Consider the following 24,069-nt stretch of genomic DNA (forward strand, 5'->3'; position numbering starts at 1 on the left):
CTTATCCTATAAATTCTCGAATACGATCTGGATGTGTGTAAACGTTGCACATGTTATTCCTTACAAATCCTACAGCTGTGATGCCTAACTCATCTGCCGCTTCAAGAGCCAGGTTGGTAGGCGCTGATTTGGAAACAATTAATCCGACACCCATTTTAGATGCCTTAAAAATGACCTCTGAAGAAAGCCTCCCGCTGAAAACGATCATCTTGTCACGGAGACTGTAAGGGTTCATCAGCCAGTTGCCGTAAAGCTTATCAAGCGCATTATGACGGCCTATATCACTGCGTATCACGATTAGTCTGTCTGAATCCGCGATCCCAGCATTATGAACACCTCCTGTAGCGTGAAAAACTGAGGAGGCATTCTGAAGCTCTTCCATTCGTTTCAGGCAGTTCTCGATGGAAAACGAGGCACCCTTTATAGCTGTCTTTGAGGTCATCATGTCGCTTTTAAAATAAAATTGTCTTCCTTTTCCACAGCACGATCCGATAAACCGTTTGGACATCTGATCTTTGTCCACTTTCATTCCCTCTTGAAGCTTCACATACACAAACCCTGTACTGTGATCGACCTCTAGCTGAGTGATATCCGAGTATTTCCGTATTATGCCTTCACCTGCCATAAACCCTGCTGCCAGTTCTTCTATATGGCTCGGCGTGCATACGATGGTGCCCGTTTCTTCGCCGTTTACGATAACCGTAAAGGCTTGTTCAACGGCGACAGCATCCTCCACTGCTTCTGCCGTCTTATTACCGGGTGTGAATTTCCATATAGTGCGTTTCTCCACTCCGCTCATCCTGCATCGATCTCCATTTCCTCCAGTCGCTTTTCTGCATATCGAATATCTTTTTGTGAGTGAAAGGTTTCGGCACGTTCCACGATAACACCGGCGTTATATTCAGGTATGCCGGCGAACGATTCATACACACCTTTTGAAAATAGCATGTTCCCTTCCGGCCAGAACAGCGCAATATTATGGTCCTTCATGTTTTCGTATTTTACTTTTCCATGGAACAGCCCATTACGGTTATAGACCACAACGGCATCGCCCTCGCGAAGGCCAAGTGCTTCTGCATTAGTTTGACGGATGAACACATCGTCCCTTCTTCCTCCGTTGAACGGATCTGTTTCACTGTATACCATTGAATTGAACTGCTTACCGCGGCGGCTCGTCACATAAAAGTGCCCTTCCGCTTTTCTCCGTTCAGGAATCTCGATTGCTATGAGCCTCCCTTTCCCATCATCCGTCGGACATACCCCGCCTTCACACAGCCAGGCGCCTCCCCACTGAAAGACATCACCGCGTTTTTTCAAATGCTGAATGCCTTCATAATCAGGGGCTGCCGCTGCAATTTCCGCCCTTATGGAGGCCGCATCTTTCCATATAATGCGCTCCTTATGATCTGGACGAAACCTTGCTGCCAAATCAGCATAAATCTCCCACTCTGCTCTCGCTTCTTCCATTCTCGGCCCTTCAATTTCAGGAGAATAATAAACCATGCGCTCAGTAGAAGTGGACGTTCCTCCGCCTGGCTGCTCGTAGCGTGTCATCGCCGGAAGCACAATAACCGCTTCACGTGCATCTAACAAGGTTGATGTGTTCAGAATGATATCCTGATGCACCCTCACATCCATCGCCTCGAGGCAGGTTTTGACGAACTCGGGGTCTGGCATCGTCTCTAAAAAATTCCCCCCGGACATATAGTACAGCTTCATTCTTCGTTCATGTGTGTCCGGCAGCAGAGCGTTCTCGAGACTGACACCGACAATGTCACCCTGCCATTTTGGCACAGAAAAGTTCCAAATCTTCTCCACACGCTTTACGTTTTTCTCATCGAAACCTCCGCCTGGCAAGCTGAACGGGTCGGCTCCCATCTCGCCCGCGCCTTGAACGCCAGAATGGCCTCGAATCGGCATAACACCGCAATGCTGCCGGCCTATAAACCCGCGAAGCAACGCAAGATTGGCGACCTGAGAGATGTTGTCTGTTCCAAACCGGTGCTGTGTGAGCCCCATCGACCAGACAAATACAGCTGATTTTGAGCGGGCGAGCAAGCCCGCTAATTCTCTCATCCGTTCCTTTGTGATCCCGGAAGATTCTTCAAGAACCTCCCACTCATATCTTCTCACGTGCTGTTTTAATTCTTCGTATCCCGCTGCATGCTTCTGCACGAATTCATGGTCGATTGCCGTTCCCCGTTCCACTCTCTCCATTTCAAACCAGTGCTTCATAATGCCATTCATAAATGCAATATCACCGCCAATGTTCACTTGGTAAACATCATCGGCCAGAACCGTTCCGAAAAGAGCAGAATCCGGAATAGAAGGCACCCAATACCGGTCCATCGAAGGCTCATGATATGGATTGATGACAATAATTTTCGTTCCTTTACGCTTGGCGGCGTACATGTATTTTGTCGAGACTGGCTGATTGTTGGCGACGACAGAACCAAAGAACAGCAGAACATCTGTCCCAATCCAATCTTTGTAATTGCAGCTGGATGCCGCGATGCCCAGCGACCGCTTGAGTGCTGTTTTGGACGGCGAATGGCAGATCCTTGATGCATTATCAATGTTATTTGTTCCTATATAACGAGCTGCCTTCGCGGCGGCGTAATAGGATTCATTCGTGATGCCTCTCGCTGTTAAATAAAAACCAAACTGCTTTGGATTGAGCTTTCTCATTTTATCCGCTGTATAATTTAATGCCTCGTCCCAGGTGATTCGTCTAAAACGGCGCTCTCCCTTTCTTCGGATGACCGGGTAAGGAATGCGTCCAAGCTTACGCAGCTCTGATGAATGTAATGCTTGCAGCTCTTGTATATCACTGTGCAATACCTCTTGCTTGATCGCTGGCATCGTATTGAGCCTGAGGACATTTAACCTTGTTGTGCATAAATGAGGCCCTTTTAACGTTTGGTCAAATAATCCTGATACTCCAAGAGCACAGCCATCGCACACACCTTGTGTAAGAATTCGCGCGGCATAGCTTAAATTATCTCGGTTGTCCCACGCTGCCTTCACTGTATCGATAATGTGGCGCGGCTTTTGTTTGTCAGCACCAAACGGGACAAGACTGACCCATAATTTAGGGTCTGGCCATTTAGGCAGTGAAACAGGACCGCTGTGTTTTGTTTTCCCCATCATTTCCACCCCTACTCTGAAAGCGTTTACTTTTCGGTAACAAAAAAAGCCACGTAACGTACAGGCAGAACTGTTCGCAAACGTGACTTTGTCTATATAAAATTTTAGCAAACTGATGATCAATCATCAACTAATCGTCTAGTTCCATTAAAAACAGCCGCTGAGCAAATGATCCTCTGCTGTTACTTCTCATTTTTCTTTTTTCATCCAAGTCTTCTTGTGAAATTTGATAGCAATCCGCAAGAGTATAGAGCGTTTCCAAAATTTCAGCGATGGCATAAGCCGTATCCTCGAGCTCACTGTCTCCCTGAAATTCCTTCGCTTCCTCTGCTACTTTTTTCATGAGCTCTTTTTTGAATTCTTCAACGCCTAAGATGCGGAACGTCCCTTTCTTGCCTGCCTGCTCGATTAGTTCTGGAATTTTATCTCGCACCAATTTATTAAATACAGCCACGAATGACACATCCTTTACCTATCAATCTATTTTAGCACTCCATAATTTCACTAGAAATACGAGCGCTACAATGCCATATGCAGGATATAAGTAATGAAGAAGCGATGAATAGCCCAACTGGCTTAACAAGGCGCAGCCTAAGAGGATAGCTAGCATGACCATATTCGATTTTCCTCTTGCTTGTCTGTTCAATTCCCCGCAAAGCCCATACAAGTTTCCAATTAATGTAGTAAATATTTCGCCAAACACGACGGCGACAAAGATAAGATGAACGGCTGCTCCAAGCTGTCCAACAAGCTCAGCGACCGGGATTTCACGGTTTAACACGTCCGGCATCGCATACAGTGCAAAATGGCTGTTTAATAGAATGAAGGTAAGGCCAGCTCCCCCCATTATTCCACCCCACTTGATCACCTTCTCACTAGCCGCTTCCCTGCTCAGTGGAACAAGTACGGCCTGTGCGAGAGAAAGATTAAAGGAGGCATAGGCGAATGCGCTAATCCCCCATTTCCATTGCATTGAGAAGTCATCGGGACGGAAGACATCCGGCCACGCTTTATCCAGCAAAATGTTGAGTGACAGCAGCATAGAAAATCCAATCATGATGGGTACGACAAATGAATTCGTCCAAAGAAGACCGCTCATCCCCCGCTGATACACGATGATGGTTAATACAATGGACACGATGACACCAGCAGCAAACGGCAGTTTCAGCTGTTCAGAAAAGAGAGCGCCGCTGCCTGATAGCATGACTGCTGTAACGCCAAAGAGCATAACGGCCATCAAGCCATTCACTGCACGCCCTGCTTTCACTCCAAACAAATAAACATTAAGGTCTTGAAATGATGCTGCCTGGATTCGCCGTGACAGCAGCATGATCTTTGTGCCGAGAACCATAAAAAGCAGCCCGCTTATTAGTATGCCGGCAAAACCCGCTGAGCCATATGACGTAAAAAACTCGACGATTTCTCTGCCTGTAGCAAAACCCGCTCCAACAACTGTTCCGATATACGTCGCTGCAATTTGAAGCACTTGTTTCATCTGCCTCATTCTAAACCTCCGCAAATGTCTTCTTTCATATGTATGCAGCATTTGTTAAAACATGTCCCATTGTTTTTTCCCCATTCAACAGCAAGCTGGAATGTTAATAAACGAACAGCACGTTGTTTAAGAGAAAAAAACTGCCGGGTCGGTATCCAAATGATACCTTCCCGGCAGTGTTATCTATTGTTCCTTTTACTTTACTTCTGCAATTCTTTGCTTTGATAGTGCACAAGAGGAAACCGTTTTGTTCTTTCCGCTGTTTTTTGCCGTATACAGGTTTGTATCAGCGCCGTCGAACAATGATTGCTTATGCATGCCCGGCTTATAGGTCTCAAGGCCAATGCTGACTGTTACATGCTTATATTTCAATTCAGGATGCTTAAGGCTGGCCATGTCTTTACGAATGCGCTCCATTGTTAAATAAGCTTCTTCGCTGTCAGAACCATTTAAGATCACGACAAACTCTTCGCCGCCATAACGCGCTGAAAAATCATCTGCTCTTAAATTGGAGCGCAAACATTCAGCTACTCGCTTTAATACTTGGTCGCCAGAAGCGTGGCCGTAAGAATCATTAATTTTTTTAAAGTTGTCAATATCAAGAATGGCAAGATGCAGCGGAAAATGGTACGTTTCCGCTTGGTGAATTAATACATTGATATATTCGTAAAACGCCATATGATTGTACAGCCCTGTGAGAGCATCGGTTTTCACCTGTTTTTCCATAAGGGTGGACTTTACCATCAGCTCAAGATGGTCAGCTCTTGCTTTCTTTAAATGCTCCCCGATTTCATGTCCCCGCCTCATAATACTCAAGCATACAATCGTAGAGAAAAAGAGGACAGCGATCATAGATACGCGCTCCATCCAATCATTTCTTTCAGGTGAAAAAACAGTTAGTGCACCATAAAAAGATACGCTTACTGCAAATGAAAACCATACTTTTCGCTTTTCAAAGTAGGTAGTAGAGATAAGCAGCGGAAAAAATAAACAAGAGAAGATGACTGGCATGCCTGAATGCACGCTGATTAAGATGACGGCGATTAAACTTGCAGAAACGATCATGATATAGTCCATATAGTCTGACAGCCAGCGGCTTAACGCTTGAGTTGCTCCTACTACACTGGCCGTAAGTAATGTAGGGATAAAAATATAATCAACAAAAAACTCTTTGAATGGCCGTTCAGTCAAAAAGCTGTTCACACATGCAATTACAAAAGAAAATAATACAACATACCAAAACACTCTCAGCATTTTTTTGTTCCACTGAGAACTGCCTTGTTCGAGCATAGACTTCGCCTTCATTACTTCCCCTCCGAGAGGACAAACTTATAACCTTCCATATTATAACACTACTAGATCTTAATTCCTTCTACATTTTTTCACTTTTTCGACAACTGCGGTTACTTTTTTTCATTTGCTTCCTATTTCTTCATAAAGCGATTAGAAAACTTGGCTGACGCCATGACTTTAAGTCAGCCTTAGTTGTTCTTAACGTAAAAAAAGGACACAGCTTCCTGCATCCTTTTCAGTCCCTTTATTTATTTTTTCTCTTTTTGGGCAGCTTGGCAAGAAGCCAGCCTTTTCCTACTTCGCAGAACCGGATGGGCATTTCCATCGATGCAAGTATCTTATCATGACCTAAAATGTTCAATTTTCCTGTTTCATCGTTTAGGAAATCGACTTCTGCGCTTTCGGTTCCGGATAATGGGACGACCCACTTCCGGTTATCGATTCCTCTGATCTTGAACACTTTTCCGTCAAAAGAAACTTTATGGCAATGCGGAGGTAAACCAAGGGTTATTCTATCCATTCTAACTCTTCCTCCCTTTCCGGATTTGTTTCATTGTAGCAGAAAGTTTGAAGCATGACACGAAGTTTTTTGATATTTCAAAACATTTAATCAATCTGCAATAAAGTAGTTAAAACTTGTTAATTCGACATCCTCATTTTGCAGAAAGGAGGTGAAAAATGATGAAAAAAACACCCGCATTCCTTTTTATCGGTACATCGACTGGAGCAGGAACAATTTTTTCTATAAACGGCGGAAACATGGGTGATCTTTTCTATGTTCTTATGTTTTTTATGGTATTGGATTATATCACAGGATTGGCTGCAGCGTTGATTGAAGGCAAGCTAAGCAGTAAGGAAGGGTTTAAAGGAATATTTAGTAAGGCAGCAATTATGGCCATTGTGGCAGGGGCACACGTTACAGGTGGAATTCTTCGCATGCCGTTTATGGTGGAGGCTGTCATTTTCTTTTATCTCGGAAATGAACTTCTGTCCATTCTAGAGAATGCAGGAAGGTTACATGTGCCCATTCCTGACGTCATAGTGAAAGCTATAGAGCTGCTTAAAGGTAAAAACGGCGGCACTAAATAAACCTTTACGTATTCGGGTCATAACCCATGTATGATTAGGAAAGATAGTACGAAGATACACTTTGCGCGATTCTTTCGGGACTGATAGTATACGTACCCGACTGGACGCGCTTTTTCAGTTCATTGATTTTAGAGCTTCTATCCATCGGCTTTAATGTTTCCGCTGACTTCTCTTCTTGATGAATGCCAGGCAGAATTTCAGGCTTTTTTACCCGTTCGATTTCATATTTTTCACTATCTCCATTATGCATGATGCGCATTATTCTCACCTCATAAGGGAAGGCAAGGAATCAATCGTGTACCATTCTTCCTCGCGATCCAAATTATTGAGCGCTCTCCAGAAAATCTGTTCCGTGTTCCCGTTCATCTTGATCTCACAATCTTCACCGCTGCTTGACTCACAAAACAGATGAATCCAAGCTTGCTTAAATAAGTACGGGGTAAAATTTTTAAAGTCCGGTAAATGATCTTCCATCCACTGCGCTATCTCTTCAGGCGTACGCTTGTTCATGTCAGTTTCGTCCTTTGCTATGTATGTTAGGAAAAAGGCAAACCATTCAATGGGTGGTAACAAAGCTACGCTAATCGTGTTATATCTTTTCGCTAGCTCATTTCAGAATCTGTCGGTATCTTTTTATATTTTTTGAAAATTCTCATTAACGATACATTGTATGCGCTGCAGCACCCTTTATAACAATGTCCTAACGCTTGCTTTCATATAAATTAGGAAGCACCCTCATGTCTTCAAGATCTTTCTTCGTTTCAGCAGTCCCTAGTAAATAAATCATTCGATACAATTCGAACATCAGTTCATTGTCTTCACGGCGGTCAGCGTCACCGTACTCTTCATTAAAATGTCTAGATGGCGAAAAAATGTCGATTCCTTCCTGTTTGTTTTGTTCATGCAGTCGCAGAAACAGGTGTTCTAGCTCATATTTTTCTTTATCATTCACCAATATTTCAAAATAGTGAAGCTGTTCGTCCGGCCTTATAGGCTGAATATCTCCCTTTGTCGACACATAATAGACGGCTCGATTGTCCATTCATCTTCCTCCTTCTTGCTTCGTTATTGTCCTATTCCTTTTTTCTCTGCTGAGAAAACCTAAAAATCCTTCATAACTATCAATATATAGGCTGTTCGTTTTATACTATATTAATGACTGGCTGCCCTGCAGGAAGGTTCATGCAGGGCAGCCACTAAATGACATTCAGAAGCGGCGGGTGCATATATGAAACTTTCATTATCCTCCATCCAGTGGATGGTGTTTATCTTAGCAGGAAGCCTGGTGGCTCCAATCGCTGTAGGCGATGCGTTTAACCTTTCGCAAAGCGAAACGGCTCAGCTGCTGCAGCGGTGCTTTCTCATTATTGGGTTATCGGGCATTTTGCAGGTACTGTTTGGCCACAAACTTCCTGTATTAGAAGGTCCCGCCGGACTATGGTGGGGTGTCTTTACCGTATACGCAGGAATCGCTGCAGGGGGTACACTAACGTTTGATGGCGCGCTTCAGGAATTAATGATGGGGATGTTCATTAGCGGCGCGTTATTCATTGTTCTTGCTCTTTTTAAATGGATTGAAAAGCTGCGCACTTGGTTTACCCCTCTCGTTACAGGCACATACCTAATTCTTCTCGTTTCACAGCTAAGCGGATCGTTTAAAAAAGGAATACTTGGAATCGGTTACCTGAACGATCAAGTAGACGGCAAGGTGGCTGCAGCAGCCATAACGGTTCTTATTTTTTCTATTATTTTAGGAAAATCAAAAATCAAATGGATGAGAAGCTATTCGATCTTGATCAGCCTGATGTTTGGATGGGGTCTTTTTACGCTTTTGGATTTGAACAAAGAAACGGCGGACACATCCACATGGTTTCAGCTTCCAAAGCTGTTCGATTGGGGCATACCGCATGTTACAGGCGGCATTACGGTCACCTCCCTATTTATAGGATTTCTTCTTCTCACAAACATGGTTGCAAGCATCAGTGTGACAGAACGAGCCTTTCAATCGGCTAATGAACACTACAAGAAAGTGAATTACAACCGTGCCAGTTTCTTCATGGGCATCAGCACATGGATAGCAGGCATGCTGTCTGCAATTGCTCCTGTTCCAATTTCAGGTTCTGCAGGCTTTATGCTGACAACAAGAATTTTCAGCAAGCTTCCTTTTATCATCGGAAACGTTTTCGTAATCACCGTCAGCTTCTTTCCGAAAGTCACGTATTTCTTTGCAGGTATTCCTGCTCCAGTCGGCTATGCTACTATTTTTTTGCCTTTTTCCAGTATGATTGCGCTGGCTCTCAAGGAATATAGACCGTTCCTTCATATAGAAAATAAATTATTTATTATCGCGACATCCCTTATGATTGGCATTGGCGCTCAGTTCCTCCCTCCAGCTGCACTGTCTGGATTGCCGAGTATCCTTGTCACTTTGCTTTCCAACGGACTCGTGCTCGGAATGATGACGTGCATCCTTCTTGAACAAGCCACACTGGCTAAAGAAAAATAAACTTGCAGCACTCTAGAATAAAAATCTTGAGTGCTGTTTTCTATTTTGTATTTTGTTAGTTAAATAGTTCCGCCTCTGTATTCTTTCATCTCCATCTTTTGGAATGATAAAAGCATAAGGTATATAAAAAATATAATTTACCCTTTACAAGTTATGGTTAAACCTATAGAAAAATCGGACTTTTACAGTCATTACAAGAAAAAAGATCCTACATAGTAACAATGCCTGACAACAAATGATAAACAACCAGACACATTTCCCTTAATTTTGCTAGTAAACGGGACTATCAGACTAATTTTTGTTAAGCAATCGTAATCATTTTTACATACCCTTGTTACACAATTATTGTAGGATAATGATGTTAGTGTTTCATAGATTTACCAAGCATAAGAAAAATTTCAAGCGTCAAACATATAGGGGGAAATTGAACATTATGAAAAAGTGGATTGCATCAGCAGCATTGGCATCAATGGCATTGCTCTCACCTGTACAAGCTTTTGCGGAATTAGGAGATACAACACTCCGTCCTGGAATGACACATAGCGATGTAAAATCGCTGCAGTCAACACTTAAACAAAAAGGCTATTTTTCATACGCCGGTTCTTTCACTACATACTACGGTTCCTATACAACCGATGCGGTTAAAAAGCTGCAGCGTGAAAAAGGAATTTATGCTGACGGCATCGCAGGTACTAGAACATTCAACGCTCTTGGCATCTATGGCTCCATCAATGAGACTTCCTTGATCAGCTACGCCAAGCAGTTTACAGGAGTGCCTTATTTATGGGGAGGGACAAGCCCATCTGGATTTGACTGCTCAGGCTATATCTATTATGTTTTCAAAAATTCGCAGAGTATCACTTTGCCTAGAACAGCCTCTCAAATGTATACACTTGGAACGAAAGTCTCCTCTTTGGCACCTGGTGATCTTGTGTTCTTTTCTACTTATGCGCCTGGAGCATCGCATGTAGGCATCTACATCGGCGGAGGAAACTTCATTTCAGCTACTTCTTCCAAAGGCGTATCGATCGTTCCGATGAGCAACACATACTGGTCAGCACGTTATATTGGTGCAAAACGATTATAGATAAAGAAAACTTGGCTGACGTCATGCCTTTAAGTCAGCCTTAGTAGACCTTATACTTTTTTTCAAAAATTTTGACTGCATCGAATTTCACCTATGTTAAATAGATATACTTTTTTAAAGTAAGAAAAGACTCAGCCGCTCATGGCTGGGTCTTCTCTCTTTAATCCTATGAATGGTTCCTCTCCAAAAATTTAATAGCGTCATCGAATTCATCCAACACTTGCGAACCAACGATATCTTCTTCCTCATCCAGAAAAGTTGCTTGAAAGTAGCCTTCATCACCTTGCGGTACAAATCTTAGCCTTACTGTAACAGAAGGCTCATCCTTTCTTTGAAACTCCCATTCTCGCTCTGGGTTATTTTTAATCTCTTCCAATTTCAATGTGTGAGTCATTCTTTTTCCTCCTGATCATCATGTCTATACTAGTTTTACCCGGAGATAGAACGAATAAACTTTCCGTCAATCGACATTTCCTGGGGAATAAGTGCAGTGTTCTGACTCACTTCTGAGCTGTTTGAGCCGTTAAACCTCGAATGACGTCTTCTGTTGTCACGATGCCCGCAAACTCTTCGTTCAGATGTAGCAAGGCTGTGTCATGCACTTCTTGCGCACTGTATTTTCTTCCATCATAAGAGGCCATCTCAAAAGCAGCCGTTGCATCATGGACTAAGTCAACCGTAAATCCATAATTTGCTGCCATTCGGACCGTCGTTGAGACACAGTGACAAGTCGTCAGACCCGCAACAGTAAGGTGTGTCAGTTTATTTTTTTCTAGATGTTCTTTCAGTTTTGTCCCAATAAAAGCGCTATTTACGTTTTTTACGAAGTGAGCCTCTTCGGGCCGTGGTTCAAAGCCTTTTTTGAAACGATACCCTTCTTTTTCAGGAAAGAATGAACCGTCTTCTGTCTTGGAAGCATGCTGAATATGAATAACCTCAAGTCCACTTTCGCGGAATTGTTCGATCAGACGCAGCATGTTGTTCTCAGCATCTGGATTGTTTCTTTCGCCCCACCTTTCATTTTCGAATCCTTGCTGCACATCAATGATCAATAATGCTTTCTTCATACAATAAGCCTCCCTGTTTATTCATACAATGAGGCATTCTTTCAGTAACAGCCATTTTCCTTTTCATCTAAGATAAATATTTCTTTTTCTGTGTCATAGGATAAGGTAGGACAGCTTATCCAGGGGGATACCTTTATTGCATACTTATCTTCTTTTTATTGAGTTTATTATACTCGGGATCAGCCTAGCCGCTCCCATTGGTCCAGTAAAACTTGAGATGATACGGCAAGGAACAACGTCTGGCTTTAAAAGGGCATTCTTAACAGGTGCTGGTGCGATGACAGTAGACTTGTTCTACATGACGCTAATCTTTTGGGGGATTTCTTCCTTTATGGATGTTTCTTTACTGATGAATTTCATCACGATAGCCGGCTCAGCTCTGCTGTTTTATACTGGCCTAACCAGTGTTTTTAGCACGATGGATGAATGGAATCAACATACGTTCCCCGCGAGTAAAAAATTTACCATATCTCCTTACCTGACAGGCATGAGCCTTGCAGCGGCAAACCCCTTTATCCTTGTGTTTTGGTTATCTGTTTATACAAGTGCCCTTCAAAAGTTACCGGATGCTTGGGAAAATCACATCCAATATTTGTTCAGTCTTACCATTTTCTTTGGCATCTTTCTGTGGAATCTTAACCTATCACTTGCCCTCCATTTTTTCAGGAAATTTATCCACGTCCACATGCTTAAATTCATCTCTATTCTTTCCGGCTGCCTGCTCATCATCTATTCAATCGTATTTATTTCTTCTCTTTGGAGAGATTAAGGAAACATGGCTGACGCCACCTCTTTATACTGTTTAAAGCACAAGAAAAGAAGCCTTTCGGCTTCTTTTCTTGTTTTAATACCTATTCATATTTTCTTTGATCTGCTAACTTTTCTTCTTCTGCATCAAGCTTGTTTTCATATTCATCATGTTTCTTGTTGGGAAGGACACCGGTTTTGTTGCCGTTCATGTCAGCGGCAGCAAAGCCCTCGATCTCTTCAGTATATCCTTCTTCATCCATTGGATCATCGTCTCTGTCACGATAATCTGCTTTCTTTGGATCATCGGACGGCGTTTCGCTCGATCCGTAACGGGACAGACTTTCCCATGTGTCTTCTCCATCAAAGAAATTCTTTTCTTTTTTATCGTTATTAAACTGGCCGTAGCCCGGCTTCAAAACTTCTTCCTCAACAGGACGTTCTCTCTCTTTCCCATGATCATGATTAGCATGATCTAGACAATACGGTGTGGCCGGCAAGGCTTCGAGCCTCTCTTTAGGAATATCAGCTCCGCATTCAGCGCAAAGCCCATAATTGCCGCTTTCAATTCTCTTCAAGGCTTGGTCAATGTCCGAAAGTTCTTTTTCCTGCAGTTCACTGAGCACCATGTTTCTTTCTTTGTCATAGAGCTCTGTTCCCAAATCGGCTGGATGATTATCATAATGAGATAATTCACCTGTTTCTTCTTGCTTGAATTCATCATCAGGCCGAAACTGGTCATTCATTTCATGAAGATCTTCGATTTCCTTTTTTTGTTCTACCAACAGGCTTTTAAAGGTCTTTATATCCTTTTGTGACAGCGCCATACAATAGCACTCCTCTCTAGTATCATACCTATCCTTACCCTATCTGCAGAAATATTCATCTTCGTTATGATTTACCTGTTCAAGAACTCGTATACGCATGAAACACCGGCTATTTGATTGCCTTCCTAATAAACTTCAATAAAATTGTAAAAATATTCATAGAAAGTACTTTTTTTCCTTGCATATTAACGGTATTCTTATACATACAAACCATTATGAATCGGGTGAAAAAGGTGAATCTTTTCAGCGAATTCAAACAAAAGCTTGTTCGCAACTATTTAACCGGGTCCATTACTGCCGTCGCTGGCGTTGGTGCGGTCTTTATCTTTTCTACTTTATTGCCTTCACGGGAAGAGCTGATCTTATTAGCCGCTATACTAGCATTGTCCACGATTATTATGGCCGTATCAGAATCTTGGTTCTTTTTTCGTCAGGTTAAAGTGATCAAAGAATTTTTGACTGATGATTCTCCTTCATTAAAGAAAACAGAAAATGCGTATTACTATACGCTCGATTTTCCTGCCAAAACGGTTAAGCGTATACTTGGACCGCACTTTTTAGGAATATCCATACCTGGAGCGGGATTATCTGCACTAGCTGTATATTTTGGCTACCTTAAGCTGCCATACTCCTACATTGTGTTTGCCATCATTGGAGCTGTGCTCGTCGCCGGCATGCATGCATTGATTGAATTTTTTCTTACCGGAAAAGCCGTACAGCCCATTGTACGATACATCCAGAACTCAGCCGCGTTGCAATTTGGTGTGCATCTTACACTCAAGCGGCCCGTGCACATTTCTATTAAAAGAAAGATTCAGCTGAGCATCGTGTTTATCGGCACCTTTCCTCTTGTTTTGTTCGCTCTTGCTACACAAGTCCATTTATTAGAGAAGGAAGCCGGCATTTCCAGCGGATACTGGAGCTGGGCAGCCTATGCACTAGTGACGGGCATCATCTTTGCTGTTACTGGAGCGTTTCTTTTATACCGGGACATGCAGCAGCCGATGTTTGAATTAAAGGCTGCCATGAATGAAGTCAAAAATGGAAACAGCCAGACAAGGCTTGTGAATGTTTACCCTGATGAGTTTTCCGTTCTTTTTAACGGATTTAATCATATGTCTGATGCTATTGTGAAGCGAGATTACGAAAACAGGCTCATGCTTGAAAGTTTCTTTTCTACCTTTGCTGCCACACTTGACGCCCGAGATCCTTATACAGCTGGACATTCTCTAAGGGTGGCAGACCTTTCCGTCGTGATTGGCGAAAAGGCTGGCCTTTCACAGCAGCAGCTTTTCAATTTAAGAAAGTCCGCACTGCTTCATGACATTGGAAAAATAGGCATACCTGACGGCGTTTTGTTAAAGGAAGGAACCCTTACAGAAATAGAATTTGAATCGATTAAAAAGCATCCTGTGATCGGTGCAGAAATTCTAAGCCAGGTCCAGCCTCCCGAAGCAATGCGTGCGCTTATGCCAGGAGTCAAATACCATCATGAAAGGTATGATGGCAAAGGCTACCCAGAGGGACTTGCTGGAAACAGTATTCCACTGTTTGGAAGAATCATCGCGGTAGCGGATGCGTTTGATGCGATGACATCCGACAGGCCTTACAAAAAAGGAATGACATTTGAAAAAGCCTTGCTAATAATTGAGAGAGGCAAAGGCTCTCAATGGGACCCTTATTTTGCTGATCTCTTTATCGAACAGATGAAGATGACTTTCAAACAATCATCTTAAAGGAGAAGAACACATGATTTCTACCGGAGATTTCCCTGTCTTGATTACCGGCCGCCTTATTCTTAGAGAACTTCTTACTTCGGATGCGGCAGCCATTTTCAGCGTGTTCTCTGATTCGATCGTGACAGAATACTATGGTCTCGAAACGTTCCATACACTACATGATGCTGAGCAGTTCCTATCCGCCCTCGATGATGGATATATGCAGGGTAAGTCGATACGCTGGGGCATTGAATTAGCAGAAACGGGTGACCTTATCGGTACGATCGGTTTTCATAATTGGAGCCACGTTCATAACAGGACCGAAATCGGCTATGAGCTTAACCGAGCTTATTGGGGGAATGGGTATATGTCGGAGGCGATGCGGTGTATTCTCGCATTTGGTTTTAGCAACATTGGCTTTCATCGAATCGGTGCCACGATACGTCCTGAAAATAAGGAATCAATCGCTCTTGTTGAACGGTTTGGCTTCATTCAGGATGGACTGCTGCAAGATTATCAGCGTACATCAAAGGGCTATTTCCCGCTGTACATGTATTCTTTATTACGCCCCGATTTTACATGACGCATGTGTTTATCCATAGGAATTCAACAAGGCCATCCTTCTCTATCAAGTAGATTGAGGATGGCCTTTTGTTAAGCTCTGTGAGAATGTTGCATTATTGAATGCCGACTGCCGTAAACGCTTGGTTCACTGAGGCGACTTCCGCTGATGCGGCACCATACAGATCGGTTGCTGATTGAACAGCTGCCGCTCTTGCTTGACTGAAGGTGGATGAAGACGTTAAGTAAACCGTGTTCATACGGTAGAAAATGGCACCAAGCTTGGCTTTCCCGATTCCACTGACCGTGACGTTGTAATGCGTGCCTCCTTCACTAAGCAAATATGCCGCTTTATTGATAATGCCGCTGTTAATATGAACACCGCCGTTATCACCTGTTCCTGTGTATCTGACAGAATAGTGATCAGGATCTTGATATTTAGCCGGATCAGACATCGACCGCAGTGCATCTCCTGCCACAGCCGGCGTATAAATGTCTTCGCCGATTTCAAAGTCAGGATTGCTGTTGTTATAATATTCTACCAGCGTTCCGAATATATCGGACATCGCTTCGTTCAAGGCTCCTGATTCATTCTGATAGACAAGATCTGAACTCGTATCTGTCACGGCATGAGTCAATTCGTGCGCAACAACGTCAAGGCCTCCAGAAAGCGGAATAAAAGTGGTTCCGTCCCCATCGCCATAGACCATTTGAGATCCGTTCCAAAATGCGTTGTTGTAGTTTTTATTATAATGAACGGATGAGGTGATTCTCGCGCCTTTATTGTCGTAAGAGTTTCGGCCAAACGTGTTTTTATAATAATCGAACGTCACACCGGCAAAATGGTGGGCATCAACAAGCGCACCTTCATATGAGCTGTCCAAAACTTTATCTGCGCTGCTGTATAGTGTGCCTGGCAAATAAAAATCAGCAAGGAACGTACGGTTTTTCATGTCATATGTGTAGATGCCGCTGCCTCTCGTATTATCCTGCAGGTAATATTTTCCGCTCGACAATGTCAGATTGAGAGCCTTTGATCCCCCAAGAACACCTTTACCCGTCCCTGTCGTGTTCGTCCCTGTCACTTCATGCATGTCGTTATAGCGATTCAGGATTTCTCCGTTTACCGCATCAATAAAATAATTCCAGTTTCCTGGCTTAGGAAGAAGGTAATTTAAATTGACTAGATAAGCGTAATGAGCTGTTTTGTCTTTCATGAAAACAACCAGTTCCGCTTCTGGAGATTTCTCAAACTCGGCTTCCAAGCCAAGTGCACTGACAGCTTTTTGAACGGCTGCTGCCTTGCTGATTTTTTTCGCCGTATGTAAACTCGGCTGTTTATCCAGGTCTGGTATGACTGATCCAGAGATGGCTGTAATGACTCCGTTCTGATCAACGGCTGCAGACTGAGTGGATGCCCATACTTTTACACCTTTATATACCTGCTGCAGCTTAACAATGGTTGTCCCATTTTGTTCCTTCACTTTTTCGGTCACGGTAAATGCACCTTCAGCTTTTTGGGAACCGAGCTTCAATAAGGATTTTTGGTCATTTAAATAACGGAAAAGAATGTCCTCCGCTTGATCTGCCTGAGGAGTGGTAAGCTTTCCAGATATAAAAGACGGCGTCCCATATTTACTGCTTGACTTGATCAGCATGTTGCCTTCTGATGCGAATGCCTGTGTGCTAAAGCTTCCTGCTGCCAATGCAGCAGCGATCCCTAACGCAGCATACTTCTTTTTCCCCATGTCCATACCCTCCTAGATTTTCATTGTTCGTTATGATGAACACCATCGTACCACCATTTTATTCCTTTGGATATGAATTTTCAGATAATTCAACATTAAGAACTAATCGTTTCTTCACAGAAGAATGAAAGAAGTAAAATTGGCGCATTTTAACTTTAGGTCTAACTATACAGAACAGGAGATATCGTCAGGATATTGGAAGTATTTATCAGCACATTTGATATTGACATCGACACACTTCGACAATATACTTACTCACGAAGCATTTTTAAATTTTCGGTAAATTCTCACTAACTGCAAATTCAGTAAATGGAGGCTTCCACATGAACATCTTACGTAAAAAGTCTATCACGCAGATGCTTGAACAAAGCCAGAAGCGGGCGCTTAACCGTACACTCGGCGCGCTCGATCTAACGCTGCTTGGAATCGGAGCCATCATCGGAACAGGGATTTTTGTACTGACGGGTGTGGTTGCGGCCGAGCATGCGGGCCCAGCGCTCATTATCTCATTCATCCTTTCCGGTCTCGCCTGTGCTTTTGCCGCCTTCTGCTATGCGGAATTTTCTTCCACCGTTCCGATAGCGGGCAGCGTGTATACGTACACGTATGCGACACTTGGTGAAATCTTCGCCTTCTTAATCGGCTGGGATTTGATGCTTGAATACTTGCTGGCCACATCAGCGGTCGCCACCGGCTGGTCCGCTTATTTCCAGTCATTATTAAAAGGATTTGGAATTGAGATTCCAGCAGTCATCGCCTCTGCTCCAGGCAGCGGAGAAGGCGGGCTAGTGAATCTGCCTGCGATGCTAATTATTTTAGTGATGACGGCATTGCTTTCAAAAGGAATTCGTGAAAGTGCGAAAGTCAATAACATCATGGTCTTTATTAAGCTTGCCGTCATCCTATTATTTATCGCAGCAGGTGTGGGCTACGTGAAGCCTGAAAACTGGTCACCTTTTATGCCGTTCGGCTTTGATGGGGTCGTGACAGGTGCGGCTACCGTGTTCTTTGCTTACATCGGCTTTGACGCCGTCGCAACTGCCGCTGAAGAAGTGAAAGAGCCTCAGCGCAACGTGCCAATTGGCATTATCGCTTCTCTATCTGTATGTACAATACTATATATTGTTGTTTCACTTGTTCTTACAGGTATGGTTCCATTTACAAAGCTTAATGTAGCAGACCCTGTATCGTTCGCTCTTCACTTTGTCGGCCAGAACACTCTGGCAGGATTCATCTCCGTCGGTGCCATCACAGGAATCACAACCGTGCTTCTCGTCATGCTTTTCGCACAAGTCCGCATTTCCTATGCGATGAGCCGAGATGGCATGCTGCCAGGCGTATTTTCGAAGGTGCATGAAAGCTTCAAGACCCCTTTCGTCAACACATGGTTAACAGGTTTGATCGGTGCTGCAATCGCTGGATTCGTCGACTTGACAACACTCGCCCACCTTGTAAACATGGGAACGTTAGCCGCGTTCTCGCTAATCGCGATCGCCGTTATCGTTATGCGAAAAACACATCCGAAACTCGAACGAGCGTTTAAAGCGCCATTCGTTCCTGTTCTGCCTATCTTAACGGTATTGTTCTGCGGTTACTTGATGATCAGCCTTCCAGCCATCACGTGGATCTCATTCGCGATCTGGATGTCGATTGGAACCGCGGTCTACTTCCTTTACGCTAGAAAGAACAGTGAGTTGAACAAAGAGTCTTAACCTTCAAGATAAGAATGGAGACCTCCACTTAGATGTGGCTGTCTCCTTTTTTTATGGAAATGGTCGTCCTCTATTCCATCTTTTTGAATCTATTTGCCGCCTCATTCGTAAGTGAATATAATAGAACAGATGTATTACGTTTAGGGGAGAAATGTACATGGAGAAGAATGCTATAAAAAGGAAATCCAAGGTATGGCCATGGCTGACAGGCGTCGGATTGTTCCTGGCTAGTAAATTGAAGTGGGTTTTCGGACTATTAAAGATCGGTAAGTTCGCCACCCTTGCATCCATGATGGTGTCTCTCGGTGCCTATGCCGTCTTTTATGGCTGGAAGTTTGCCGTCGCGATCGTTTATTTAATATTTGTTCACGAGATGGGCCACCTGTGGGCAGCTAAGAGGAAGAACCTGAAAACCACACCCGCCATTTTTATTCCGTTTCTTGGAGCGGCTGTCGGAATGAAGGAATTGCCAAAGAACGCGAAGGATGAGGCGTTTGTTGCTTATGCTGGACCGCTTTTCGGACTTTTGTCATTCCTTCCTGCTGTGGTTCTATATGAGACTGACGGATCACCGTTTTGGGGGCTCGTCATCTTCTTGGGTGCCTTGATCAACTTGTTCAATTTGTTTCCTGTTTCACCGCTTGACGGCGGACGAATCGTCGGCGTACTTTCTACGAAAATATGGTCGATTGGTCTAACGATTATGATTCCTTATTTCTTTTTCTCACCTGACCCGATCCTCTTTTTGATCTTCTTATTTGGAATCGGCACTTGGTGGAAGCGAGTGCGAGAAGACTTTTCGAGAAAAGAGCTGGATCAGGTCATCTCTCTTACCGAAAAAGAGGCGTCAGACGTGCAGCAGGTACAACTGGAAATAGACACATACAAAGATATGACCAATTTCCCTTATATCTTGAATACCTTCCTTGAGGATGTTCGCACGAGGAAAGCGCGGCTTATCCGCAATATTCCAGGCGGAAGTTTTTTCCCATTTGTTCATGATAAGAAAAAGCTTGAGAAAAGAGCGATCTTGACAGAAATCGCCTTGCTTGAAGAAAGAGAGTCTCGCTATTTGCTGCCGTTTAAACAACAGGTCGATCAGGCTGCTGATTATAAGGAAGCAATCGAAGAAGGGGCAGTGGAAATAAATGCACCTGAGCCGCCTTACGATTATGCGGAGCAGTATCTCGCTATGTTACATCAGAATAGAAATAAACTGCAGGCTGAAGCTGAACGAATGAAAAATTATTATCAATCCACGCGCAAGACTAAAATGGTTGTTCTATTGCTGTACCTTTTGCTTGCCGGTGTATTATCCGGTTTTGTCGTTTATGGCAACTCTATTATGGAGCTGCACCGCAATATGCTTCCTTAAAAAATGGTAGAGCCAATTGGTGATGTTATTCCCTTTTGGCTCTTTTTTGTTGGCGAGACTTATGAACTGGCTTCATAATGAGGGGCAACATGTAAATGGAACCATTCATGAATGTGTCTTTCGGGCAGTAAGACTCATTCTCTTCCTGTTGAAAAGGGTTGCGTGTGAGGCTTCCCGAATGGTTAATGGTAACTGGTGAAAAAGGAGAGAATGACATGAATACTTTTAGCAAGAGAATGGCGGGTACGGCGCTGTTTGCCGGCACACTATTATTGGCGTCTCAAGCTTCAGCTTCAGAATTAAACAAAGAAGCCTATGTGGATGTGGCAGCTGCCACGCTTTGGAGCAATCCCGGCGCTGCTCGAACAGGAATTGATGATCACTCCGTATCCAATCCGGTAAATTTATGGAGCTGGACAAAAAGCATGAGCTATGATGAGAAGCTTTGGCTTGTCGGCGAACTTGAAACGCAGGCTCTTCTCGGCCAAAAGGTAGACGTGCTAGAAGAGCAGGGAGATTGGGTAAAAGTGGCCGTTATAGGACAGCCCACTCCTCGCCTCGCAGCTGGATACCCCGGCTGGATGCCGAAGTCACAGCTCACTATTCACGACCGGTTCAGCAGCCATGTGAACAAACCTTTTGCTATCGTTACCAAACCGACCGCTTGGCTGTATGATGAGAAAGCGTTCATCAAAAAACATGAAGAAATCAGTTATAACACACGACTTCCTGTCGTGGCCGAGCTGAAAGATGCGTTCGCTGTCATCACTCCTGACGGAAAAACAAAATGGCTCTCGAAAGAAGATGGCACGCTTTACAAATCCGAAGCGGATATGCCTCCAGCAACGGGCGAACAGCTTGCTGCTGAAGCTAAAAAATTTCTTGGTTTGCCATACCTATGGGCTGGGACAGCAGGCTTTGGATTTGATTGTTCAGGATTTACGTACACCATTCACAAAGCTGCAGGCATCACGATTCCGCGTGATTCTGGACCGCAGTCACGAGAAGGTACACCGATCGCCCGTGAAGACCTCCAGCCTGGAGATTTGCTGTTCTTTGCTTATAATCAAGGAAAAGGCCGGGTTCACCATGTTGGGATGTATATTGGGAACAACCAGATGATCCATTCACCGAACACAGCATCAAGTGTGCGAATCGACAGTTTGGATAACCCAGCTTATGCGGTTGAATATGCGGGCGCAAAACGCTACGTTGAAGGGCATTAAAAGAGAACCCTTAGGTGATAGCCACATTGGCTATTATCTAAGGGTTCGTTTCATGATGAAAACTATTGCTGCAGCTTTTTCAGTTCTTCATAAAATCCAGGATACGAGACCGCTGTGGCCTCGCTGTTGGATATGACGGTTTCTCCTTCTGCTATTAATGAGGCTACGGCGAGCATCATTCCGATGCGGTGATCGCCGAAGCTGTCGCATTGCGTACCGCGTAGTTTGGTTTGGCCGTGAATGATCATTCCATCGTCCGTGGCTTCAATATCTGCTCCCATCGCTGACAGCTGACGTACGACCGTGTCGATGCGGTCCGTTTCTTTCACCTTCAGCTCAGCAGCATCTTTTATGATCGTGGTTCCTTCAGCTTGGGTCGCTGCGAGTGCGATTACCGGGATTTCATCGATCAGCCTCGGAATGAAGTCACCGCTGATCTCGGTCCCTTTTAATGAAGAAAAAGTAATGGTGAGGTCTGCATACGGCTCTTTCCCATCGCTGCTTTCGTTGGATAGTGTAATATTGGCTCCCATCGCCAAAAGCACATCGAGAATTCCTGTACGGGTCGGGTTCAGACCGACTTTCTTGAGAGTGATTTCACTGTCTGGCACGATAGAACCGGCAACCAGAAAAAAGGCGGCCGAGGAAATATCACCTGGCACCTCGATATGGGCCGCTTTCAGTGACTGCCCGCCTGTGATCGTGACGCTGTTTTCGCTCGAGACAGTTTTTACGCCAAAGCTGTCTAACATCCGCTCTGTATGGTCACGCGACTTGTGCGGTTCAATTACGGTAGTTTCGCCTTCTGCCCTTAAGCCAGCCAGCAGGACCGCCGATTTCACTTGTGCACTCGCAACCGCTGATGTGTGTGTGATTCCTTTCGTTGATCCGCCGCGGATGCTGATAGGGACAAGATTACCTTCTTCTCTTCCGTCAAGCTTCGCGCCCATTTGACGTAGCGGGCCGGTCACGCGCTTCATCGGCCTTTTACCGATCGAGCTGTCTCCTAAAATGACAGAATGAAACGGCGTGTTAGCAAGAATGCCTAGCATGAGGCGGATGGTCGTTCCGGAGTTGCCGACATCAAGCACCTCTGCTGGCTCACTAAGCCCTTCGAACCCTTTTCCTTCTATTGCGACCGTGTTGTCTTTTTGCTTAATCGAGACACCCAATTTCCGAAAACAGCTGATCGTGCTTAAGCAATCTTCTCCAAGAAGGAAATTGTTTATGGTCGTTGTTCCTTTAGCAATTGATCCAAACATAACCGCCCGGTGAGAAATAGACTTGTCACCAGGCACGGCGACAGTCCCTCTTAATGCGTTTTGTGCACGTGTCAGGCTAATGTTTCCCATGTTTCCTCTCCTTTTTACATGACATAACTATGATAATTTTCCAGTTTCAGTGCTTGAGTAGCTTTTTCTCGGTCTTCACTGCTTTGAAAGCTGATCCGCAGGACACCGTATACGTCTTCTCTCATCTCAATAATGCGTATGTTGGTGATACTGAGTTTATATTCGGCCAGTATAGCCGTCACATGTGAGATCACACCGACTGTGTCGAGTACATCGACATATAAATCGTAATACGAAGTGATCGCGCCCTTCGCTTTAACAGGCAGGCTGTCACGGAACTGTTTGGCACCGGCAAAATAATGAAAAAGCTCTTCGCCCTCGCTTTTTTCAACGAGTTCTTCTACGACATCCATCTCTTCACGCCAGTCTTTTAACAGTTTTAGCAGCGTTTCACGGTTATGCTTCGTTATGTCCCGCCACATCGCCGGGCTGCTTGACGCGATTCTCGTAATATCGCGGAACCCGCCAGCCGCCAGCTCGCTTACAAGCGGATGGGCTTCTGTCTCTTTTTCAGCCTGGCGGACGAGGCTCGCTGCAATCAGATGCGGAAAATGGCTTACAACCCCGGTGATCCAGTCATGTTTCTCGCTCTCGATCTCGATAAACTTTGCTTTTGTCCCCTTTAGCCAATTTTTAAGCTCGTCGACTGCAGATTTTGGTGTGTCAGGAAAGCGTGTGAGCATGTAAAAGGCGTTCTCAAAAAGATGAGCCCTCGCGCTCGATGGCCCTGACTTATGCGAACCGGCCATCGGATGTCCGCCTATGAAGGTCACACCTTGCGCTCGAAGGATCTCAGCCGATTTCATGATTCGTTCCTTCGTGCTCCCTACATCGGTTACTAGTGCCTTAACATCACTGCCGCAGCCGGCTATCACATGAATCCACGCTTCACAATCTTCAACTGGCGAGGCGAGGATGATCAAGTCGGCACTACGTATTGCTTCTTTTATGTGCTGAACACGTTCGTCAATGATGCCCAGTCTTCGTGCGTCGAGTAAGTTCCTCTCACTCGTATCGCAGCCAATAATGATGGCGTCATGCTCTTTCTTGATGGCAAGTGCGAGCGAGCAGCCTATGAGGCCTGTTCCGATCAGAAGCACTCTTCTCTTCATGATTTCC

At 44.4% G+C, this 24,069-nt stretch carries 24 protein-coding genes; 9 read left to right on the forward strand and 15 right to left on the reverse strand.

The genetic code is table 11. The annotated features are described in order from the left end of the window. Position 1 precedes the first annotated feature (1 nt). The 6 genes from fdhD to ACFQPF_RS16005 all read right to left on the reverse strand — a co-directional run bounded on the left by fdhD (position 2) and on the right by ACFQPF_RS16005 (position 6,455). Positions 2-799 (reverse strand): formate dehydrogenase accessory sulfurtransferase FdhD, encoded by a 798-nt coding sequence (fdhD, locus tag ACFQPF_RS15980; protein ID WP_379750768.1) that lies wholly within the window; start codon positions 797-799, stop codon positions 2-4. Continuing rightward, positions 796-3,147: an FdhF/YdeP family oxidoreductase gene (locus tag ACFQPF_RS15985; RefSeq protein ID WP_379750935.1), complete on the reverse strand. Its 2,352-nt coding sequence runs from the start codon at positions 3,145-3,147 to the stop codon at positions 796-798. The genes fdhD and ACFQPF_RS15985 overlap by 4 nt, the downstream gene beginning before the upstream one ends. Before the next feature lie 130 nt (positions 3,148-3,277). Continuing rightward, complete coding sequence (locus tag ACFQPF_RS15990) at positions 3,278-3,601, reverse strand: phosphoribosyl-ATP pyrophosphohydrolase (protein ID WP_379750770.1); 324 nt, start codon at positions 3,599-3,601, stop codon at positions 3,278-3,280. A gap of 21 nt (positions 3,602-3,622) precedes the next feature. Continuing rightward, positions 3,623-4,651: a YkvI family membrane protein gene (locus ACFQPF_RS15995; protein WP_379750772.1), complete on the reverse strand. Its 1,029-nt coding sequence runs from the start codon at positions 4,649-4,651 to the stop codon at positions 3,623-3,625. A 186-nt stretch (positions 4,652-4,837) separates the two neighbouring features. Continuing rightward, positions 4,838-5,947, reverse strand: coding sequence for a GGDEF domain-containing protein (locus ACFQPF_RS16000; protein ID WP_379750774.1), 1,110 nt, complete (start codon positions 5,945-5,947; stop codon positions 4,838-4,840). A gap of 232 nt (positions 5,948-6,179) precedes the next feature. Continuing rightward, the gene (locus tag ACFQPF_RS16005; protein ID WP_379750776.1) at positions 6,180-6,455 is read right to left on the reverse strand and encodes a hypothetical protein; all 276 of its coding nucleotides are present in this window, start codon (positions 6,453-6,455) and stop codon (positions 6,180-6,182) included. A 158-nt stretch (positions 6,456-6,613) separates the two neighbouring features. On the opposite strand from ACFQPF_RS16005, the gene ACFQPF_RS16010 reads away from it, so the two are divergent. After that, positions 6,614-7,024, forward strand: coding sequence for a phage holin family protein (locus tag ACFQPF_RS16010; protein ID WP_379750778.1), 411 nt, complete (start codon positions 6,614-6,616; stop codon positions 7,022-7,024). 34 nt (positions 7,025-7,058) lie between these two features. Here the strand turns inward: ACFQPF_RS16010 and ACFQPF_RS16015 are convergent, their stop codons facing one another. From ACFQPF_RS16015 to ACFQPF_RS16025, 3 genes are all read right to left on the reverse strand, one after another. After that, complete coding sequence (locus ACFQPF_RS16015) at positions 7,059-7,283, reverse strand: flagellar biosynthesis anti-sigma factor FlgM (RefSeq protein ID WP_379750780.1); 225 nt, start codon at positions 7,281-7,283, stop codon at positions 7,059-7,061. Positions 7,284-7,288: 5 nt separating this feature from the next. Beyond that, positions 7,289-7,534 carry a hypothetical protein gene (locus tag ACFQPF_RS16020; RefSeq protein WP_379750782.1) on the reverse strand — a complete coding sequence of 82 codons (246 nt, stop codon included), beginning with the start codon at positions 7,532-7,534 and terminating at the stop codon, positions 7,289-7,291. Positions 7,535-7,724: 190 nt separating this feature from the next. Continuing rightward, positions 7,725-8,066 carry a hypothetical protein gene (locus ACFQPF_RS16025; RefSeq protein WP_379750784.1) on the reverse strand — a complete coding sequence of 114 codons (342 nt, stop codon included), beginning with the start codon at positions 8,064-8,066 and terminating at the stop codon, positions 7,725-7,727. A 186-nt stretch (positions 8,067-8,252) separates the two neighbouring features. Here ACFQPF_RS16025 and ACFQPF_RS16030 point away from each other — a divergent pair, with 186 nt between their 5' ends. Both ACFQPF_RS16030 and ACFQPF_RS16035 read left to right on the forward strand, forming a co-directional pair. Continuing rightward, positions 8,253-9,530: a purine/pyrimidine permease gene (locus ACFQPF_RS16030; protein WP_379750786.1), complete on the forward strand. Its 1,278-nt coding sequence runs from the start codon at positions 8,253-8,255 to the stop codon at positions 9,528-9,530. A gap of 433 nt (positions 9,531-9,963) precedes the next feature. After that, the gene (locus ACFQPF_RS16035; RefSeq protein WP_379750788.1) at positions 9,964-10,617 is read left to right on the forward strand and encodes a C40 family peptidase; all 654 of its coding nucleotides are present in this window, start codon (positions 9,964-9,966) and stop codon (positions 10,615-10,617) included. Positions 10,618-10,783: 166 nt separating this feature from the next. Here the strand turns inward: ACFQPF_RS16035 and ACFQPF_RS16040 are convergent, their stop codons facing one another. Both ACFQPF_RS16040 and ACFQPF_RS16045 read right to left on the reverse strand, forming a co-directional pair. Beyond that, the gene (locus ACFQPF_RS16040; protein ID WP_379750790.1) at positions 10,784-11,011 is read right to left on the reverse strand and encodes a hypothetical protein; all 228 of its coding nucleotides are present in this window, start codon (positions 11,009-11,011) and stop codon (positions 10,784-10,786) included. Positions 11,012-11,117: 106 nt separating this feature from the next. Continuing rightward, positions 11,118-11,684 carry a cysteine hydrolase family protein gene (locus ACFQPF_RS16045; RefSeq protein WP_379750792.1) on the reverse strand — a complete coding sequence of 189 codons (567 nt, stop codon included), beginning with the start codon at positions 11,682-11,684 and terminating at the stop codon, positions 11,118-11,120. Between the two features lie 136 nt (positions 11,685-11,820). Here ACFQPF_RS16045 and ACFQPF_RS16050 point away from each other — a divergent pair, with 136 nt between their 5' ends. Then, on the forward strand, positions 11,821-12,453 hold the full coding sequence (locus ACFQPF_RS16050; RefSeq protein ID WP_379750794.1) for a LysE family translocator: 633 nt from the start codon (positions 11,821-11,823) through the stop codon (positions 12,451-12,453). Between the two features lie 82 nt (positions 12,454-12,535). On the opposite strand, the gene ACFQPF_RS16055 is transcribed toward ACFQPF_RS16050, so the two are convergent. Continuing rightward, positions 12,536-13,258, reverse strand: coding sequence for a TraR/DksA C4-type zinc finger protein (locus ACFQPF_RS16055; protein WP_379750796.1), 723 nt, complete (start codon positions 13,256-13,258; stop codon positions 12,536-12,538). A 233-nt stretch (positions 13,259-13,491) separates the two neighbouring features. Here ACFQPF_RS16055 and ACFQPF_RS16060 point away from each other — a divergent pair, with 233 nt between their 5' ends. Continuing rightward, complete coding sequence (locus tag ACFQPF_RS16060; protein ID WP_379750798.1) at positions 13,492-14,994, forward strand: HD domain-containing phosphohydrolase; 1,503 nt, start codon at positions 13,492-13,494, stop codon at positions 14,992-14,994. Positions 14,995-15,007: 13 nt separating this feature from the next. Continuing rightward, the gene (locus ACFQPF_RS16065; protein ID WP_379750800.1) at positions 15,008-15,559 is read left to right on the forward strand and encodes a GNAT family N-acetyltransferase; all 552 of its coding nucleotides are present in this window, start codon (positions 15,008-15,010) and stop codon (positions 15,557-15,559) included. A 94-nt stretch (positions 15,560-15,653) separates the two neighbouring features. Here the strand turns inward: ACFQPF_RS16065 and ACFQPF_RS16070 are convergent, their stop codons facing one another. Continuing rightward, the gene (locus ACFQPF_RS16070) at positions 15,654-17,285 is read right to left on the reverse strand and encodes a M4 family metallopeptidase (protein ID WP_379750802.1); all 1,632 of its coding nucleotides are present in this window, start codon (positions 17,283-17,285) and stop codon (positions 15,654-15,656) included. 323 nt (positions 17,286-17,608) lie between these two features. Here ACFQPF_RS16070 and bcaP point away from each other — a divergent pair, with 323 nt between their 5' ends. The 3 genes from bcaP (at position 17,609) to ACFQPF_RS16085 (ending at position 21,598) form a co-directional block, all read left to right on the forward strand. Beyond that, complete coding sequence (bcaP, locus tag ACFQPF_RS16075) at positions 17,609-18,997, forward strand: branched-chain amino acid transporter BcaP (RefSeq protein WP_379750804.1); 1,389 nt, start codon at positions 17,609-17,611, stop codon at positions 18,995-18,997. Between the two features lie 157 nt (positions 18,998-19,154). Further along, positions 19,155-20,372 carry a site-2 protease family protein gene (locus ACFQPF_RS16080; RefSeq protein ID WP_379750806.1) on the forward strand — a complete coding sequence of 406 codons (1,218 nt, stop codon included), beginning with the start codon at positions 19,155-19,157 and terminating at the stop codon, positions 20,370-20,372. 215 nt (positions 20,373-20,587) lie between these two features. Next, positions 20,588-21,598: a C40 family peptidase gene (locus ACFQPF_RS16085; protein WP_379750808.1), complete on the forward strand. Its 1,011-nt coding sequence runs from the start codon at positions 20,588-20,590 to the stop codon at positions 21,596-21,598. Between the two features lie 62 nt (positions 21,599-21,660). Here the strand turns inward: ACFQPF_RS16085 and aroA are convergent, their stop codons facing one another. Both aroA and ACFQPF_RS16095 read right to left on the reverse strand, forming a co-directional pair. Next, positions 21,661-22,950 (reverse strand): 3-phosphoshikimate 1-carboxyvinyltransferase, encoded by a 1,290-nt coding sequence (gene aroA, locus ACFQPF_RS16090; protein WP_379750810.1) that lies wholly within the window; start codon positions 22,948-22,950, stop codon positions 21,661-21,663. 14 nt (positions 22,951-22,964) lie between these two features. After that, on the reverse strand, positions 22,965-24,062 hold the full coding sequence (locus tag ACFQPF_RS16095; protein ID WP_379750812.1) for a prephenate dehydrogenase: 1,098 nt from the start codon (positions 24,060-24,062) through the stop codon (positions 22,965-22,967). Positions 24,063-24,069: the final 7 nt, after the last annotated feature.

The organism is Fictibacillus iocasae, from assembly GCF_042665465.1.
Lineage (GTDB): Bacteria > Bacillota > Bacilli > Bacillales > Fictibacillaceae > Fictibacillus > Fictibacillus iocasae.

Excerpts from the sequence above, each read along its gene's own strand:
- fdhD (WP_379750768.1), bottom strand. The coding sequence starts at position 799 with ATGAGCGGAGTGGAGAAACGCACTATATGGAAATTCACACCCGGTAAT.
- ACFQPF_RS15985 (WP_379750935.1), bottom strand. The coding sequence starts at position 3,147 with ATGGGGAAAACAAAACACAGCGGTCCTGTTTCACTGCCTAAATGGCCA.
- ACFQPF_RS15995 (WP_379750772.1), bottom strand. The coding sequence starts at position 4,651 with ATGAGGCAGATGAAACAAGTGCTTCAAATTGCAGCGACGTATATCGGA.
- ACFQPF_RS16000 (WP_379750774.1), bottom strand. The coding sequence starts at position 5,947 with ATGAAGGCGAAGTCTATGCTCGAACAAGGCAGTTCTCAGTGGAACAAA.
- ACFQPF_RS16005 (WP_379750776.1), bottom strand. The coding sequence starts at position 6,455 with ATGGATAGAATAACCCTTGGTTTACCTCCGCATTGCCATAAAGTTTCT.
- ACFQPF_RS16010 (WP_379750778.1), top strand. The coding sequence starts at position 6,614 with ATGATGAAAAAAACACCCGCATTCCTTTTTATCGGTACATCGACTGGA.
- ACFQPF_RS16015 (WP_379750780.1), bottom strand. The coding sequence starts at position 7,283 with ATGCGCATCATGCATAATGGAGATAGTGAAAAATATGAAATCGAACGG.
- ACFQPF_RS16020 (WP_379750782.1), bottom strand. The coding sequence starts at position 7,534 with ATGAACAAGCGTACGCCTGAAGAGATAGCGCAGTGGATGGAAGATCAT.
- ACFQPF_RS16025 (WP_379750784.1), bottom strand. The coding sequence starts at position 8,066 with ATGGACAATCGAGCCGTCTATTATGTGTCGACAAAGGGAGATATTCAG.
- ACFQPF_RS16030 (WP_379750786.1), top strand. The coding sequence starts at position 8,253 with ATGAAACTTTCATTATCCTCCATCCAGTGGATGGTGTTTATCTTAGCA.
- ACFQPF_RS16035 (WP_379750788.1), top strand. The coding sequence starts at position 9,964 with ATGAAAAAGTGGATTGCATCAGCAGCATTGGCATCAATGGCATTGCTC.
- ACFQPF_RS16040 (WP_379750790.1), bottom strand. The coding sequence starts at position 11,011 with ATGACTCACACATTGAAATTGGAAGAGATTAAAAATAACCCAGAGCGA.
- ACFQPF_RS16045 (WP_379750792.1), bottom strand. The coding sequence starts at position 11,684 with ATGAAGAAAGCATTATTGATCATTGATGTGCAGCAAGGATTCGAAAAT.
- ACFQPF_RS16055 (WP_379750796.1), bottom strand. The coding sequence starts at position 13,258 with ATGGCGCTGTCACAAAAGGATATAAAGACCTTTAAAAGCCTGTTGGTA.
- ACFQPF_RS16065 (WP_379750800.1), top strand. The coding sequence starts at position 15,008 with ATGATTTCTACCGGAGATTTCCCTGTCTTGATTACCGGCCGCCTTATT.
- ACFQPF_RS16070 (WP_379750802.1), bottom strand. The coding sequence starts at position 17,285 with ATGGGGAAAAAGAAGTATGCTGCGTTAGGGATCGCTGCTGCATTGGCA.
- bcaP (WP_379750804.1), top strand. The coding sequence starts at position 17,609 with ATGAACATCTTACGTAAAAAGTCTATCACGCAGATGCTTGAACAAAGC.
- ACFQPF_RS16080 (WP_379750806.1), top strand. The coding sequence starts at position 19,155 with ATGGAGAAGAATGCTATAAAAAGGAAATCCAAGGTATGGCCATGGCTG.
- ACFQPF_RS16085 (WP_379750808.1), top strand. The coding sequence starts at position 20,588 with ATGAATACTTTTAGCAAGAGAATGGCGGGTACGGCGCTGTTTGCCGGC.
- aroA (WP_379750810.1), bottom strand. The coding sequence starts at position 22,950 with ATGGGAAACATTAGCCTGACACGTGCACAAAACGCATTAAGAGGGACT.
- ACFQPF_RS16095 (WP_379750812.1), bottom strand. The coding sequence starts at position 24,062 with ATGAAGAGAAGAGTGCTTCTGATCGGAACAGGCCTCATAGGCTGCTCG.